Origin of the sequence: Leclercia sp. UBA5076 (assembly GCF_002416465.1) — a bacterium.
Taxonomy (GTDB): domain Bacteria; phylum Pseudomonadota; class Gammaproteobacteria; order Enterobacterales; family Enterobacteriaceae; genus Enterobacter.
Map to the genome: position 1 here is coordinate 220,709 of NZ_DIAO01000020.1, position 14,209 is coordinate 234,917.

Annotated in this window: 13 protein-coding genes and 1 tRNA gene; 6 read left to right on the forward strand and 8 right to left on the reverse strand. The window is 57.2% G+C overall.

The features are described 5' to 3' along the window. The first annotated feature begins 97 nt into the window (after positions 1-97). Positions 98-310, forward strand: coding sequence for a transcription antiterminator/RNA stability regulator CspE (cspE, locus tag B3X29_RS21015; RefSeq protein ID WP_032615822.1), 213 nt, complete (start codon positions 98-100; stop codon positions 308-310). Positions 311-364: 54 nt separating this feature from the next. Here cspE and ghrB read toward each other — a convergent pair whose 3' ends face one another. The 6 genes from ghrB to B3X29_RS21045 form a co-directional block, all read right to left on the reverse strand. Next, a complete protein-coding gene (gene ghrB / locus B3X29_RS21020) occupies positions 365-1,339 on the reverse strand; it encodes a glyoxylate/hydroxypyruvate reductase GhrB (protein ID WP_159340392.1) in 975 nt (324 codons plus the stop codon). A gap of 27 nt (positions 1,340-1,366) precedes the next feature. Beyond that, a complete protein-coding gene (locus B3X29_RS21025; protein WP_103177780.1) occupies positions 1,367-2,647 on the reverse strand; it encodes an MFS transporter in 1,281 nt (426 codons plus the stop codon). A gap of 96 nt (positions 2,648-2,743) precedes the next feature. Further along, a complete protein-coding gene (locus B3X29_RS21030) occupies positions 2,744-3,682 on the reverse strand; it encodes a sugar kinase (protein ID WP_159340391.1) in 939 nt (312 codons plus the stop codon). A gap of 3 nt (positions 3,683-3,685) precedes the next feature. Beyond that, positions 3,686-4,435 (reverse strand): sugar phosphate isomerase/epimerase family protein, encoded by a 750-nt coding sequence (locus B3X29_RS21035; RefSeq protein ID WP_114385542.1) that lies wholly within the window; start codon positions 4,433-4,435, stop codon positions 3,686-3,688. A gap of 102 nt (positions 4,436-4,537) precedes the next feature. Beyond that, complete coding sequence (locus B3X29_RS21040; RefSeq protein WP_156653707.1) at positions 4,538-5,554, reverse strand: LacI family DNA-binding transcriptional regulator; 1,017 nt, start codon at positions 5,552-5,554, stop codon at positions 4,538-4,540. Between the two features lie 110 nt (positions 5,555-5,664). Beyond that, on the reverse strand, positions 5,665-6,327 hold the full coding sequence (locus B3X29_RS21045) for an OmpA family lipoprotein (protein WP_103177784.1): 663 nt from the start codon (positions 6,325-6,327) through the stop codon (positions 5,665-5,667). 168 nt (positions 6,328-6,495) lie between these two features. Here B3X29_RS21045 and B3X29_RS21050 point away from each other — a divergent pair, with 168 nt between their 5' ends. Beyond that, complete coding sequence (locus tag B3X29_RS21050) at positions 6,496-8,823, forward strand: molybdopterin guanine dinucleotide-containing S/N-oxide reductase (protein ID WP_159340390.1); 2,328 nt, start codon at positions 6,496-6,498, stop codon at positions 8,821-8,823. Here the strand turns inward: B3X29_RS21050 and B3X29_RS21055 are convergent. Continuing rightward, positions 8,786-9,232: an N-acetyltransferase gene (locus B3X29_RS21055; RefSeq protein ID WP_103177786.1), complete on the reverse strand. Its 447-nt coding sequence runs from the start codon at positions 9,230-9,232 to the stop codon at positions 8,786-8,788. The genes B3X29_RS21050 and B3X29_RS21055 overlap by 38 nt on opposite strands. After that, positions 9,210-9,791, reverse strand: a complete 582-nt coding sequence (gene tag / locus B3X29_RS21060; RefSeq protein WP_103177787.1) for a DNA-3-methyladenine glycosylase I — start codon at positions 9,789-9,791, stop codon at positions 9,210-9,212. The genes B3X29_RS21055 and tag overlap by 23 nt, the downstream gene beginning before the upstream one ends. A 179-nt stretch (positions 9,792-9,970) precedes the next feature. On the opposite strand from tag, the gene B3X29_RS21065 reads away from it, so the two are divergent. The 4 genes from B3X29_RS21065 to B3X29_RS21080 all read left to right on the forward strand — a co-directional run bounded on the left by B3X29_RS21065 (position 9,971) and on the right by B3X29_RS21080 (position 14,209). Next, positions 9,971-10,675 carry an autotransporter domain-containing protein gene (locus B3X29_RS21065; protein ID WP_103177788.1) on the forward strand — a complete coding sequence of 235 codons (705 nt, stop codon included), beginning with the start codon at positions 9,971-9,973 and terminating at the stop codon, positions 10,673-10,675. Positions 10,676-10,880: 205 nt separating this feature from the next. Further along, positions 10,881-12,083, forward strand: a complete 1,203-nt coding sequence (locus B3X29_RS21070) for an L-lactate MFS transporter (protein WP_103177789.1) — start codon at positions 10,881-10,883, stop codon at positions 12,081-12,083. 266 nt (positions 12,084-12,349) lie between these two features. Next, positions 12,350-14,041: a kdo(2)-lipid A phosphoethanolamine 7''-transferase gene (gene eptB / locus B3X29_RS21075; protein ID WP_103177790.1), complete on the forward strand. Its 1,692-nt coding sequence runs from the start codon at positions 12,350-12,352 to the stop codon at positions 14,039-14,041. 91 nt (positions 14,042-14,132) lie between these two features. Further along, a tRNA-Pro gene (locus tag B3X29_RS21080) sits at positions 14,133-14,209 on the forward strand.

Here is a 14,209-nt window from a genome sequence, read left to right on the forward strand (position 1 = left end):
TACCCTTCGTAGTGACCCTTCCTTCATCGCTTAAAAATCTGTAACACATTCCATCATCGCGCCGGAAGGCAAAACAAATTTTTAAAAGGTAATATCTATGTCTGGTAAAATGACTGGTCTGGTAAAATGGTTCAACGCTGATAAAGGTTTCGGCTTCATCACTCCTGACGATGGCTCTAAAGACGTGTTCGTACACTTCTCTGCTATCCAGAACGATGGCTACAAATCTCTGGACGAAGGTCAGAAAGTTTCCTTCACCATCGAAAGCGGCGCTAAAGGCCCAGCAGCTGGTAACGTTGTAAGCCTGTAAGCTTCCAACTCAGCGCAAGAATTTAAAAACCCGCCTCTGGCGGGTTTTTTTCGTTTAAGGCTTAACTTGTGGATTGACGCAGTTTTTATCCACCTTGCCCTGCAGGGCGTCGATCAGGTTTTCCACCGCACAGGCCGCCATGTTATAGCGCGTTTCGTGGGTGGCGGAGCCAATATGCGGCAGCGCGACCACGTTTGGCATTGTCAGCAGTTCCGAGCTGACCGGTAGCGGCTCCTGCTCAAATACGTCCAGCCCCGCGGCGTGGATCTCACCGTTTTTCAACGCTGCAATCAGCGCCTGTTCATCCACCACCGGTCCGCGTCCTGCATTAATAAAGATGGCGGATTTCTTCATCTTCTCAAACTGCGCTTTGCCGAACATATGGTGAGTTTCATCGGTCAGCGGCAGGATCAGGCAGACAAAGTCCGCTTCCTGCAACAGGGTATCCAGGTCACAGGGGCGGGCGTTAAAGCGTTCTTCAGCCTCTTTATGCTGGCGGCGCGCGTTATACAAAATCGGCATGTTGAAACCGAAGTGGGCGCGCTGGGCCAGCGCCATGCCGATGCGGCCCATCCCGACAATGCCCAGCGTTTTGCCATGCACATCGACACCAAACCAGTCCGGACCGATGCTTTTGGTCCACTCGCCGGCTTTAACGCGCTCGGCCACTTCCACCACGCGACGCGCGCTGCTGAGCACCAGCGCCATCAGCGTATCCGCCACGGTTTCGGTGAGTACGGTTGGCGTGTGCATCAGCAGGATGTTGCGGGCATTCAGCGCATCGACGTCAAAGTTGTCATAGCCTACTGAGATGGTCGAGGTTGCACGCAGCGCAGGCATTTTTTCCAGCAGCGCGGCATCCACCTTTTCGCTGGAGCCCAGCAGCCCGACGGCACCCGCGAACGCCTCAGCATGCTGCTGTACCGTCTCCGGGCTCAGGTTGTTAACCCGGGTAACGGTGAAATGCTCTTCAAGGCGCTGCTGCAGGGCATCAGGCAGGGCTTTATACAAAATGATGGACGGCTTCATGCTAATCTCCGTTGATTTTAAAAGGATTCAGGCGTGGCGTGCGCCGACGGGAATATTTTGATTATTAGCAGGCTTAACAATTAAAGTAAGCCACACCGAGGCAAAAAGCGCCACCCCCATAAAGATGTACGAGGCTGACGGGCCGCCGGTCACACCGTTCAGATAGCCCACGAACCATGAACCAAAGAACGAGCCCAGCGCACCCATGCTGTTGATGAGCGCCATCGCGCCGCCCGCCACGTTACGCGGCAGCATTTCCGGGATGATGGCAAAGAACGGACCATACGGGGCATACATCGCCGCACCGGCGATCACCAGCAGCGTATAGGAAACCCAGAAGTGGTTCGCGCCCACCGCCCACGAACCGATAAAGGCACAAGCGGCAATCAACAGCAGCGGCCAGACGAACAGCTTGCGGTTTTGCAGTTTGTCCGACGCCCAGGAGACCACAATCATGGCGATGGTTGCAGCCAGATAAGGCACGGAGGAGAGCCAGCCCACTTCAACCATGCCGAGGTTATCGCCCGCGCTACGGATGATAGACGGCAGCCACAGAACAAAACCGTAAACGCCGATACTCCAGGTGAAATATTGCATGCACAGCAGTACCACGTTGCGGGAGCGGAAGGCTTCGCCGTAGTTACGCACCGCTTTCAGTCCCTGCTGCTCTTTATCCAGCTGCGCCTGCAGGGCCGCTTTTTCATCTTCAGAGAGCCATTTGGCCTGGGCCGGTTTGTCTTTCACCAGCACCCACCAGCAGAAGGCCCAGATAATGGCCGGCACACCTTCAATAATGAACATCTCACGCCAGCCGAAGGACTGGATCAGATATCCGGAGACCACCGACATCCACAGTACCGTGACCGGGTTGCCGAGAATAAGGAAGGTATTGGCGCGCGAGCGTTCGGATTTGGTAAACCAGTTGCTGATGTAGATCAGCATCGCGGGCATGACCGCCGCCTCCACTACGCCAAGAATAAAACGAATGGCCGCCAGCGCCGGGATGTTATTCACCACCCCGGTGAGGGAGGCGCAGGCACCCCAGAGAATCAGGCAGATGAAGATCAATTTGCGGACGCTGCGGCGTTCGGCATAGATGGCGCCAGGGATCTGGAAAAAGAAGTAACCGAGGAAGAAGAGGGCCCCCAGCAGCGAGGAGACGCCTTTGGTGATCCCCAGGTCTTCCGTAATGCCTGCGGCAGACGCGAAGCTAAAGTTCGCACGATCAAGGTACGCCAGGCTGTACGTGATAAACACGACAGGCATGATGTACCACCAGCGTTTTACTGCGTTTGTTGCATTGTTCATAGGCTTGCCTCTGTCGTTGAGGGGGTTACCGCCGTTGTCTGTAGGGTACACGGTGGTTTAATCGTTAGCCCACTCTCCCCTGTAGGGAGAGGGAAGTTATGCGTCCAGTTGCGCCCGGGTGGGTAATCCTTCGCTGTCGCCCTGAACCTGGATCGCCAGCGAGCCGATAACATTGCCGCGCGTGACGGCCTGATGCAGCGTTTTGCCTTCCAGCAAGGCGCTGACCACACCAACAGCAAAGCCGTCTCCCGCGCCGACGGTATCGACGACGTTCTCGACCTTCACTGCCGCCACGGCACCCTGCTCGCCATCGGCGGTTTTATACCAGGCGCCGTCGGCACCGGTTTTCAGGATCACGGCCTTCACGCCCCGGTTCAGGTAAAAATCGGCGATCCCTTCCGGGGTGTTTTCCCCGGTCAGGATGAGGCCCTCTTTCAGGCCGGGTAGCACCCAGTTGGCCTGGAAGGCGAGGTGGTTCAGCTTCTCCACCATCTCCGCTTCGCTTTTCCACAGCACCGGGCGCAGATTGGGATCGAACGAAAGGGTTTTCCCCGCGGCTTTCATGGCGCCCGCCGCGTGATCGAGCAGGGCGTAAGAGCTGGCGGACAATGCGGCCGCCACGCCGCTCAGGTGCAGATGCCTGGCTGCGGTAAACCCGATCGGATTGAAATCTTCAACGGAGAGATGGCTGGCTGCCGAGCCTTTGCGGAAATACTCCACAATGGGATCGGTTCCATCGGTGACTTTTGATTTAAGCTGGAAGCCCGTCGGATAACGGTCGTCTATGGTCACGCCTGCGGTCTCGATCCCCTCTTTTTTCAGGGTGTCGAGCACAAACTGGCCGAAGCTGTCATTGCCGACGCGGCTCACCCAGCTCACCTTCAGGCCCAGGCGCGCCAGCCCGGTGGCGACGTTCAGCTCGGCACCCGCGACGCGCTTCATAAAGCGATCGACTTCGCTTAAGTCGCCGGTGTGGGTAGCCACAAACATGGCCATCGCTTCACCAATGGTGATGACATCCAGACTATTCGGCATCGCTTACGCCTCCCGCAGTAAATTGACGTAATGACGGGTGACCGCCGTCAGATCTGGCCCTTCAAGCGGAAACTCGATCCCGCGTGGGACATCGCCGGGCAGTTGCTCCAGCAGGGCCTGCCAGCGGGTGCTGTCCTGGTCGGGCGGCACGGCGCGATACTGCTGCTGATGAGGAACGGCGGCCTTAACGTGGATATAGCTCACCGCGGGCGCCAGATGCTTCGCGGCTTCTTCCGGTGACTCACCCACCCACAGCCAGTTGCCCATATCAAATGTCAGCGTGACCGGCAGGCTCATTACCCGGCAGGCCGCCTTGAAGCGCTGCATCGGCGCCAGCTGGCCGCAACGCGTCTGGTCGTTTTCCACCACCAGCGTCATGCCGGTGTCATCGAGCAGGGCGCGCAGCGCATCGAGCTGCTGCTTATCGCTGAAGTTGCCGAGGGAGACTTTCAGCCACAGGGCGTTGAGCGTCGCGGCCTCGGCAAGGTAGCGGGGCAGCAGTGGGTTGAGGGTGCCATCCGCGCTAAACAGTGCATCGGGGGCGGAGTAGCAGGCCAACAGGCCGAGCAGTTCAATGGACTCGGCAAGGGTGGGTAAGGTTGCCAGTTCGGCATCGCTGAATAACTCCCGGCGGATCTCGACGCCATCCGCGCCTGCCCCGGCGATAACCGGCAGCATGGCGCGCTGCCCACCCGCTTGCCGTACCTGGTCAGCGCCATACGCGGCGGTGACAACAATAATTTTTCTGCCCATCGGCGGACTCCATCACGTAGCTGATACTCTTTACGCTAGATGGAACCGGTTCCAAAGAAAAGTTCAGGATGCCGGATTTATGATCGCCATCACGAAGGGGGATTAACGCGCCGTGGAACCGCGCACGATCAGCTCCCCGGAGAAGACCTGCTCCCGGACCGCTTCATCGGCGCCGTTGATCCGGCGAATCACCTGCTCGACGGCGGCGAAGCCAATCTGCCAGGTGGGCTGTTTGAGGGTGGTGATGCCGACACCGGCCAGCTCGGCCCACTCCAGCTCGTCAAAGCCCAGCAGACCGATATCGCTGCCCCAGTGCAGGCCGATGCGCTTAAGCGATCGGGCGACCTGTAGCGTTAAGGCGCCGTTAGCGGAGATGACCGCCTTGCGCATGCCGCGATGACGGGTATGGAACTGGCGCAGGGCACTGTCCATCTGTCCGGCTTCATGGAGGGGGATTTCGACGTTCTCGGCGATCACGCCAGTATAACGGGCGAGGGTCGCGCGAAACGCGCTGAGGCGCTCGCGACGGGTGTTGACCATCCCCAGCGGTTCGCTCAGGAACAGAATCGCTTCAAACCCTTGCTCTATAAGATGTTCCGTGGCGGTGGTGGCGGCCTGGGTGTTGTCCAGCCCTACCACATCACAGGCGAAATCCGGGATTTTGCGGTCAATCAGCACCATCGGCAGGGCGGACTGTTGCAGGCGGTTCAGTCCCTCTTCACGCATTCCCACGGCGTTAACCACAATGCCCTCTACCTGATAGCTGCGCAGAAGATCGAGGTAGTGCAGCTCCTGGTCAAGTTCGTTGTTAGTGTTACACACCAGCGGGGTGAAGCCTTTTTCCCGGCAGGCGGCTTCGATGCCGCTGAGGACGTTAACAGAGTAGGGGTTGGTAATATCGGCGAGGATAAGCCCGATCAGGCGGGTTCGCCCGCGCTTCAGTCCCCGGGCCATCAGGCTGGGACGATAGTCGAGATCGGCAATGGCCTGTTCAATGCGGGCTAACAGCGCGTCGGACAGCAGGTGTTTTTCGCCGTTGAGGTAACGGGAGATGCTGGTCTTACCGGTTTTTGCGGCTTTCGCCACATCGCTGATGGTGGGCCGTGTTGATTTGCTCATCGCTGGTTTCCTTGCCTTGGGTGAGCATACCTTAGCGCGAAAATGCCCGGTGGCGCTACGCTTACCGGGACGACTGGCCGGGCAGGCGATGCCGCCACCCGGCACAACACTTACTGAATCGGGCTTAAGGTGATCTCAACGCGACGGTTCTGCGCTTTGCCTTCCGCCGTGCTGTTGCTGGCGATCGGATTCGCCGGGCCCATACCGCTGGTGCGAATACGGGTCGCCGCTACGCCCTGGGTGATCAGCGAGCTGGCCACCGCGTCAGCACGTTGCTGGGAGAGACGCATGTTCAGATCCTGGCTGCCGGTGCTGTCGGTATAGCCCAGCACGTTCACCGCGGTTTTTTCGTACTCCTTGAGCACCATCGCCACGCCGGTCAGGGTATTGGCCCCCGCCGGTTTCAGCGTTGAGCTGTTGCTGTCGAAGGTGACGTTGTTTGGCATGTTCAGAATGATGTTATCGCCGCTGCGGGTTACGCTCACGCCGGTGCCCTGCATTTTGTCGCGCAGCTTCGCTTCCTGCACGTCCATGTAATAACCGACGCCGCCACCCAGGGCTGCGCCTGCTGCGGCGCCAATCAGCGCCCCTTTGCCGCGATCTTTTTTCGAGGAGGAGAGTGCGCCAACACCTGCGCCGACCAGGGAGCCGAGGCCTGCGCCAATGCCTGATTTACCCGCTTCGCGTTCGCCGGTGTAAGGGTTCGTTGTGCAGCCTGAAACAACCAGTGCGCCGCTCACCACGGCGGCAATCATAAGTGCGCTTTTTTTCATCTTCTTTCCTTAAGCTTTTTTATTCTTTGCCACGATGGGCGTGGCGGTTGATTATGACGTCCAGTTACGGAGAAAATTCCGGGGATAACTCTTAAATTTGTGTCTAATCATAAACAGCCTCAATGAAGGCTGAGAAAACCTGCAACCGGCAATCCAGGAGCACACGCTGTGACCACTTCAACGAAAACCATTCTGACTGCAGCCCACTGGGGGCCCATGCTGGTCGAGACCGACGGCGAGACGGTGCTGTCATCCCGCGGCGCGTTGCCGACAACCTATCCCAACTCCCTGCAGACCGCGGTGCGCGACCAGGTGCACAGCAAAACCCGCGTGCGCTGGCCGATGGTGCGTAAGGGGTTTCTCGCCTCGCCGGATAATCCGCAGGGGGTGCGTGAGCAGGATGAGTTTGTGCGCGTCAGCTGGGATGAGGCGCTGACGCTTATCGATGCGCAGCATAAACGCATTCGCCAGAGCTATGGCCCATCGTCCATTTTCGCCGGTTCGTACGGCTGGCGTTCCAATGGCGTGCTGCACAAAGCCGCAACCCTGCTTCAGCGCTATATGAGCCTGGCGGGCGGCTATACCGGCCATCTGGGGGACTACTCCACCGGTGCGGCGCAGGCCATCATGCCGTATGTGGTGGGCGGCAACGAAGTGTATCAGCAGCAGACCAGCTGGCCGCTGGTGCTGGAGCACAGCGAGGTGGTGGTGCTCTGGAGCGCCAACCCGCTCAACACCCTTAAGATCGCCTGGAACGCCAGCGACGAGCAGGGCATCCCCTATTTCGACGCGCTGCGTAAAAGCGGCAAGCGCCTGATCTGCATCGATCCGATGCGCTCCGAAACCATGGATTTCTTTGGCGAGCGCGCCGAGTGGATCGCCCCGCATATGGGCACCGATGTGGCGATGATGCTCGGCATCGCCCATACGCTGGTTGAGAATGGCTGGCAGGATGAGGCGTTTCTTGCCCGCTGTACCTCCGGGTATGAAAAATTTGCTGACTACCTGCTTGGAACGACGGACGGTATCCCCAAAACCGCCGAGTGGGCCGCCGACATTTGTGGCGTTCCGGCAGATAAAATTCGTGAACTGGCGGCGTTATTCCACAATAACACCACCATGCTGATGGCGGGGTGGGGGATGCAGCGCCAGCAGTTTGGTGAGCAAAAACACTGGATGCTGGTCACCCTCGCGGCGATGCTCGGCCAGATTGGTACGCCGGGTGGCGGCTTTGGCCTGTCGTATCACTTTGCTAATGGCGGTAACCCGACGCGTCGGGCGGCGGTGCTGGCCTCGATGCAGGGTTCGGTCAAGGGCGGTACCGACGCGGTGGATAAGATCCCGGTCGCCCGCATTGTGGAAGCCCTGGAAAATCCCGGCGGTTTTTATCAGCACAACGGCCTGGATCGCCACTTCCCGGATATCCGCTTTGTCTGGTGGGCAGGCGGGGCTAACTTTACCCATCATCAGGATACCAACCGCCTGATCCGCGCCTGGCAAAAACCGGAGCTGGTGGTAATCTCCGAATGTTTCTGGACGGCGGCGGCGAAGCATGCCGATATCGTGCTGCCGGCGACCACCTCGTTTGAACGCAACGACATGACCATGACCGGCGACTACAGCAACCAGCATATGGTGCCGATGAAGCGGGTTGTGGCGCCGCGCGATGAAGCGCGTGACGATCTTGATGTGTTTGCCGAGCTGAGCGAGCGCTGGGAGCCGGGCGGCGGCGAGCGTTTCACCGAAGGTAAAACCGATCTGGAGTGGCTGGAGACGTTCTATGAGATTGCCGGGCAGCGCGGCGCGGCACAGGGAGTGACCTTAGCACCCTTCGCCGAGTTCTGGGAAGCCAATGATATCGTCGAAATGCCGGAATCTGAGGTGAACGCCAGATTCGTGCGCTTCGCGGATTTCCGTCGCGATCCCGAGGGCCATCCGCTTAAAACCGAGAGCGGCAAAATCGTGATTTACTCCGAGCGGATCGCCAGCTTCCAGTATGCCGACTGTCCGCCGCACCCGATGTGGCTGGCGCCGGACGAGTGGCATGGCAATGCTGAGCCGGGGCAGTTACAAATTCTCTCTGCCCATCCGGCGCATCGTCTGCACAGCCAGTTGAACTACTCCTCACTGCGCGAGCAGTATGCGGTGGCCGGACGCGAGCCGGTGACGCTCCACCCGGATGACGCCAGCGCGCGCGGTATTGCCGATGGCGACGTGGTCCGCGTCTGGAACCATCGCGGGCAGGTCCTGGCAGGCGCGGTGGTCAGCGAGGGCATCAAGCCGGGGGTGATCTGCATTCATCAGGGGGCATGGCCGGATCTGGATCCTGATAACGACGGGATTTGTAAGAACGGGGCGGTCAACGTGCTGACCAAAGATCTCCCCAGCTCGAAGCTGGGGAATGGCTGCGCGGGAAATACTGCGCTGGCGTGGCTGGAAAAATATCAGGGGCCGGCGCTTACGCTGACGGCGTTTGATCCGCCTGCCAGCTCATAAGCCAGGTCGGGTGTTGGGTATCTTCCTGCCAGGCGCTGTCTTCAATGCGAAAGCCCTGAGCGTGGTAGAAATTCACCGCCCGATTGTTCTTCTGGTAGACCTCGAGACTTAAAGAGGGGTAGCGCTGCTGAACATGTTTTATCAGCGCATGCCCGATCCCTTTGCCCGCAAAGGCCGGATCGACAAACAGCGCGCCGATAAACCGGGATTCCATCACGCTGATAAACCCGCGAAGCTGGCCTTTCTCTTCCCATACCCATGTCTCGGCCGACGGCAGGTAAACCTCTCGCACCACCGCTTTGCTCTCCAGCCAGTATTGCGCATCGATAAAGGGATGGGCGACGGTGGTGCTCTCCAGCCAGAGTGTCAGCAGGGGCTCGACATCGTCATTGAGCCATTTGCGGATCATGTTGACCTCCGGGGTGACAGTGGCAGGCGGTGACGTGATCGTTGACCAGCCCGCAGGCCTGCATAAAGGAGTAACAGATGGTGGTGCCCACGAATTTAAAGCCGCGCTTTTTCAGCGCCTTCGACAGGGCATCTGAGGCTGGCGTAGAGGTGGGGATCTCTGCAAGCGTCGCCGCCTGGGTCACCTGCGGGATGTTATCGACAAAAGACCAGACGAAATCGGAAAAGCGCTCGCCGTTCTCTTCCATCGCCAGATAGGCCCGGGCGTTGCCGATAATGGCTTCGATTTTGCCGCGATGGCGGATAATCCCCGCGTCCAGCACTAACCTGTCGACATCGGCAGAGGTCATCCCGGCGACAAGGACCGGATCAAACTGGTGAAAGGCCTGACGATAGTTTTCCCGTTTTTTAAGCACGGTGATCCAGGATAAACCGGCCTGCTGACCTTCGAGACAGATCATCTCGAATAAATGCTTTCCGTCAGTTTCCGGTACGCCCCACTCTTGATCGTGATAGGCGATATAAAGCGGATCCTGGCTAACCCAGCCACAACGTTGCATCGTTTCTCTCCCTATTTGCTCCTGAAATTACAAAAATTTCAATCGACCCGGCTTGACGTGTCACCTAAAGAGACAATAGTTAATACAGGTTGATACGCAACATCCCTCATGTTGCAACCTGGCCTCAATTAAACAAACACAAATATCGCCGAACTCGGCTCTTCTCTGGAGTCGCTTTGATGATGATAAAAAATATCAGTGGCCGCCATGCCGTGACAGGTATGGCGAGCTTGTTGGCCTGTCTGATTTCAGGCAACACAGCAAACGCCTGGCAACAGGAATATATCGTTTCGGATACAAAAAGTAATACCACCGAGCGTTATACATGGGACGACGATCACCAACCGCGGTATGAGGACATTCTCAAAGAGCGGATCCTCTCCTCGCAGAATACGCCCGGTTTAGCGCTGAATTTACCTGATTCCTCTCCTGTGGAGGCTACCAGCTCAATGAGTGTGGGCTGGAGTATTCCCGTGGCCCGCCGTTTCACGACCGGACCGGTTGCCGCCTGGCACTATGACGGCTCCACGCCCAATATGTACAACGAGTTTGGCGATAGCGTGAACACGCAGTCGCTGATCGACCCGCTGTGGCACGCCAGCGTAAGTACGCTCGGCTGGCGCGTGGATACGCGCGTGGGCGATGTGCGACCGTGGGCGCAAATCAGTTATAACCAGCAGTTCGGTGATAATCAGTGGAAAATGCAGTCCGGCCTGGGACGCCTGGTGCCGTCCACCCAATACGGTAACTGGATGGATGTCACCGTCGGGGCCGATATGCTGATCAATCCTCATATGGCGGCCTATGCCTCGATGTCGCAGGCTGAAAATATGACCACCGGCGAGGATTACCTTTATACCCTCGGCGTCAGCGCCAGGTTCTGAATTAGGCACGTAAATCGCCTGTGCAGCGCCGGAAGCGAGCCTTCTCCGGTGCGGTTCAGACGGTTGTCCAGGCCATTCATTCCTGATTTTCGGCATTTCATTCCACGCCCTCTGCATTTCATGCCGTTTTACCCCTGGTAAGGTAAGGTTTTGGATATCGTTGTCAGCAGTGAATTTCCCTTTTTTCTGCTGCAGGACAACTGCCATGAACACTTCAACTTACAACCGCACCCGCTGGCTGACCCTCTTCGGTACTATCGTGACCCAGTTCGCTCTGGGGTCGGTCTATACCTGGAGCCTGTTTAACAGCGCCCTTTCCGACAAACTCAATGCCCCGATAAGCCAGGTGGCTTTCTCCTTTGGTTTGCTGAGCCTGGGCCTGGCGCTCTCTTCGTCCATCGCCGGTAAATTACAGGAACGCTTCGGCGTGAAGCGCGTCACGATGGCTTCCGGTGTGTTGCTGGGGCTGGGCTTCTTCCTGACCGCCTATTCCAACAATCTGATGATGCTGTGGCTGAGCGCCGGGGTGCTGGTCGGGCTGGCGGATGGTGCAGGCTATCTCTTAACCCTGTCGAACTGTGTGAAATGGTTCCCGGAGCGTAAAGGGCTGATCTCCGCCTTTGCCATCGGTTCTTATGGCCTTGGCAGCCTGGGCTTCAAATTTATCGACAGCCAGTTACTCGCCACCGTCGGCCTTGAAAAGACCTTTATGATCTGGGGCGCAATCGTGCTGGTGATGATCCTGTTTGGCGCTACCCTGATGAAAGATGCGCCGCAGCAGGAGGTGCAGACGGTCAATGGCGTTGTCGAGAATGACTTTACGCTGGCCCAGTCGATGCGTAAGCCGCAGTACTGGATGCTGGCTGTGATGTTCCTGACGGCCTGCATGAGCGGTCTGTATGTGATTGGCGTAGCGAAAGATATCGCCCAGGGGATGGTAAAACTGGATGCGGCAACAGCGGCCAACGCGGTAACCATTATCTCTATCGCCAACCTCTCTGGTCGCCTGGTGCTGGGGATCCTCTCCGATAAAATTGCCCGTATCCGTGTCATTACCCTCGGCCAGGTGGTTTCCCTGGTGGGAATGGCGGCTCTGCTTTTCGCCCCGCTCAACGAAGTGACCTTCTTTGCGGCTATCGCCTGCGTCGCGTTTAACTTCGGCGGCACCATCACCGTCTTCCCGTCGCTGGTCAGTGAGTTCTTCGGCCTGAATAATCTGGCGAAAAACTATGGCGTTATTTATTTAGGTTTTGGTATCGGCAGTATTTGCGGTTCGCTTATTGCTTCGCTGTTCGGCGGTTTTTATGTGACTTTCTGCGTAATATTCGCCTTACTTATCCTGTCTCTGGCCCTGTCCACCACTATTCGCCAGCCGCAGCGTGAAGTGTTGCAACAAGCGCATGCTTGATTAAAACTACCTCTAAGGGCCGGATATTCCGGCCCTTTTTGTTTTTATAAACTGTAAAGAACAGGCCGGTTGTAGGCCATCGGACTTGTTTTTTTGTAAATATTTGCAGGGATCACATTCTCTGCTGCCACTTTTTCTTTTCCCTGTGGTCTACTTACCGCGCTTAAAGACGTTTCTTATAACGTACTCCCAGGCAATGAAATAACCTGTTCACTTTTTGACCAAGAGTGAAGCGGCTCTACTTTACCTTTTTCCAGGTTGCATTAATGAAATATATCAAAGCGATGACGCAACAAAAGCTCAGCTTTTTACTTGCGTTGTACATCGGTCTGTTTATGAATGGCGCGGTTTTTTTCCGTCGGTTTGACGGTTACGCGCAAGACTTTACCGCCTGGAAAGGAATCGCTGCGGTCGTTGAACTGGTTGCTACTGTACTGGTTACCTTCTTTTTACTGCGTTTGCTGTCGCTGTTTGGCCGCCGTGTCTGGCGGGTACTCGCCACGCTGGTGGTGCTGTGCTCGGCAGGTGCCAGCTATTACATGACCTTTATGAACGTGGTGATCGGCTACGGCATTATTGCTTCGGTGATGACCACAGATATCGACCTCTCGAAAGAGGTGGTCGGTTTACACTTTATTCTCTGGCTGGTTTGCGTCAGCATCCTGCCGCTACTGCTTATCTGGAACAACCGCTGCCGCTATACGTTGTTGCGCCAGCTGCGTACCCCCGGACAGCGCACCAGAAGCGCTGCGGTGGTGGTGCTGGCAGGCTTAATGGTCTGGGGACCTATCCGCCTGCTGGATTTACAGCAGAAGAATGTCGAGCGTACCTCCGGCGTGGATATGCCGAGCTATGGCGGCGTGGTGGCGAACTCCTATCTGCCTTCAAACTGGATCTCCGCGCTGGGGTTATACGCCTGGGCGCAGGTGGATGAATCTTCCGACAATAAATCGCTGTTGAATCCGGCGAAGAAATTCACCTATCAGGCGCCTTCGGATCTGGATGACACCTACGTTGTCTTCATTATCGGTGAAACCACGCGCTGGGATCACATGGGCATTCTGGGCTATGAGCGGGATACCACACCGAAACTGGCGCAGGAGAAAAACCTTGTCGCCTTCCGCGGTTACTCCTGCGATACCGCGACCAAACTCTCGTTGCGCTGCATGTTCGTGCGTGAGGGCGGGGCGAGCGATAACCCACAGCGAACGCTGAAAGAGCAGAACGTTTTCTCAGTGCTGCGTCAGTTGGGCTTTACCTCCGACCTCTATGCGATGCAGAGCGAGATGTGGTTCTACAGCAATACCATGGCCAACAACATTGCCTACCGTGAACAGATTGGCGCTGAGCCGCGTAACCGCGGTAAAAGCGTGGACGACATGCTGCTGATCGACGAGATGCAACGCTCGCTGGAGAGCAACCCGAACGGTAAACATCTGATTATCCTGCATACCAAAGGGTCGCACTTTAACTATACCCAGCGTTATCCGCGTAGCTTTGCGAAATGGACGCCGGAGTGTAAAGGCGTGGATAAAGACTGTAGTAAACAGCAGCTGATCAACTCTTACGACAACTCGGTGACCTATGTGGATCACTTTATCGACAGCGTGATTGACCAGCTGCGCGATAAGAAAGCCATTGTTTTCTATGCCGCCGACCACGGTGAGTCGATTAACGAGAAAGAGCACCTGCATGGTACGCCGCGCAAGATGGCCCCGCCGGAGCAGTTCCGCGTACCGATGATGGTGTGGATGTCTGATAAGTATCTGGAGAACCCGGAGAAAGCCAAAATGTTTGCGCATCTTAAAGCGCAGGCGGATATGAAGGTGGCTCGTCGTCATGTGGAACTGTACGACACCATTCTCGGTTGCCTCGGTTACACCTCGCCGGACGGCGGGATTAACGAGAATAACAACTGGTGTAAAGTGCCGGACAGCGCCGCGAAAGCCGCAAAGTAACGGGCCTGGCGACTTTATAGCCGATCGAAAGGCTTTTGCAAAATAAGGGATTGACGGAGGCAGAGCGTAGCAGTAAGATGCGCTCCGCATTCGGCGAGTAGCGCAGCTTGGTAGCGCAACTGGTTTGGGACCAGTGGGTCGGAGGTTCGAATCCTCTCTCGCCGACCA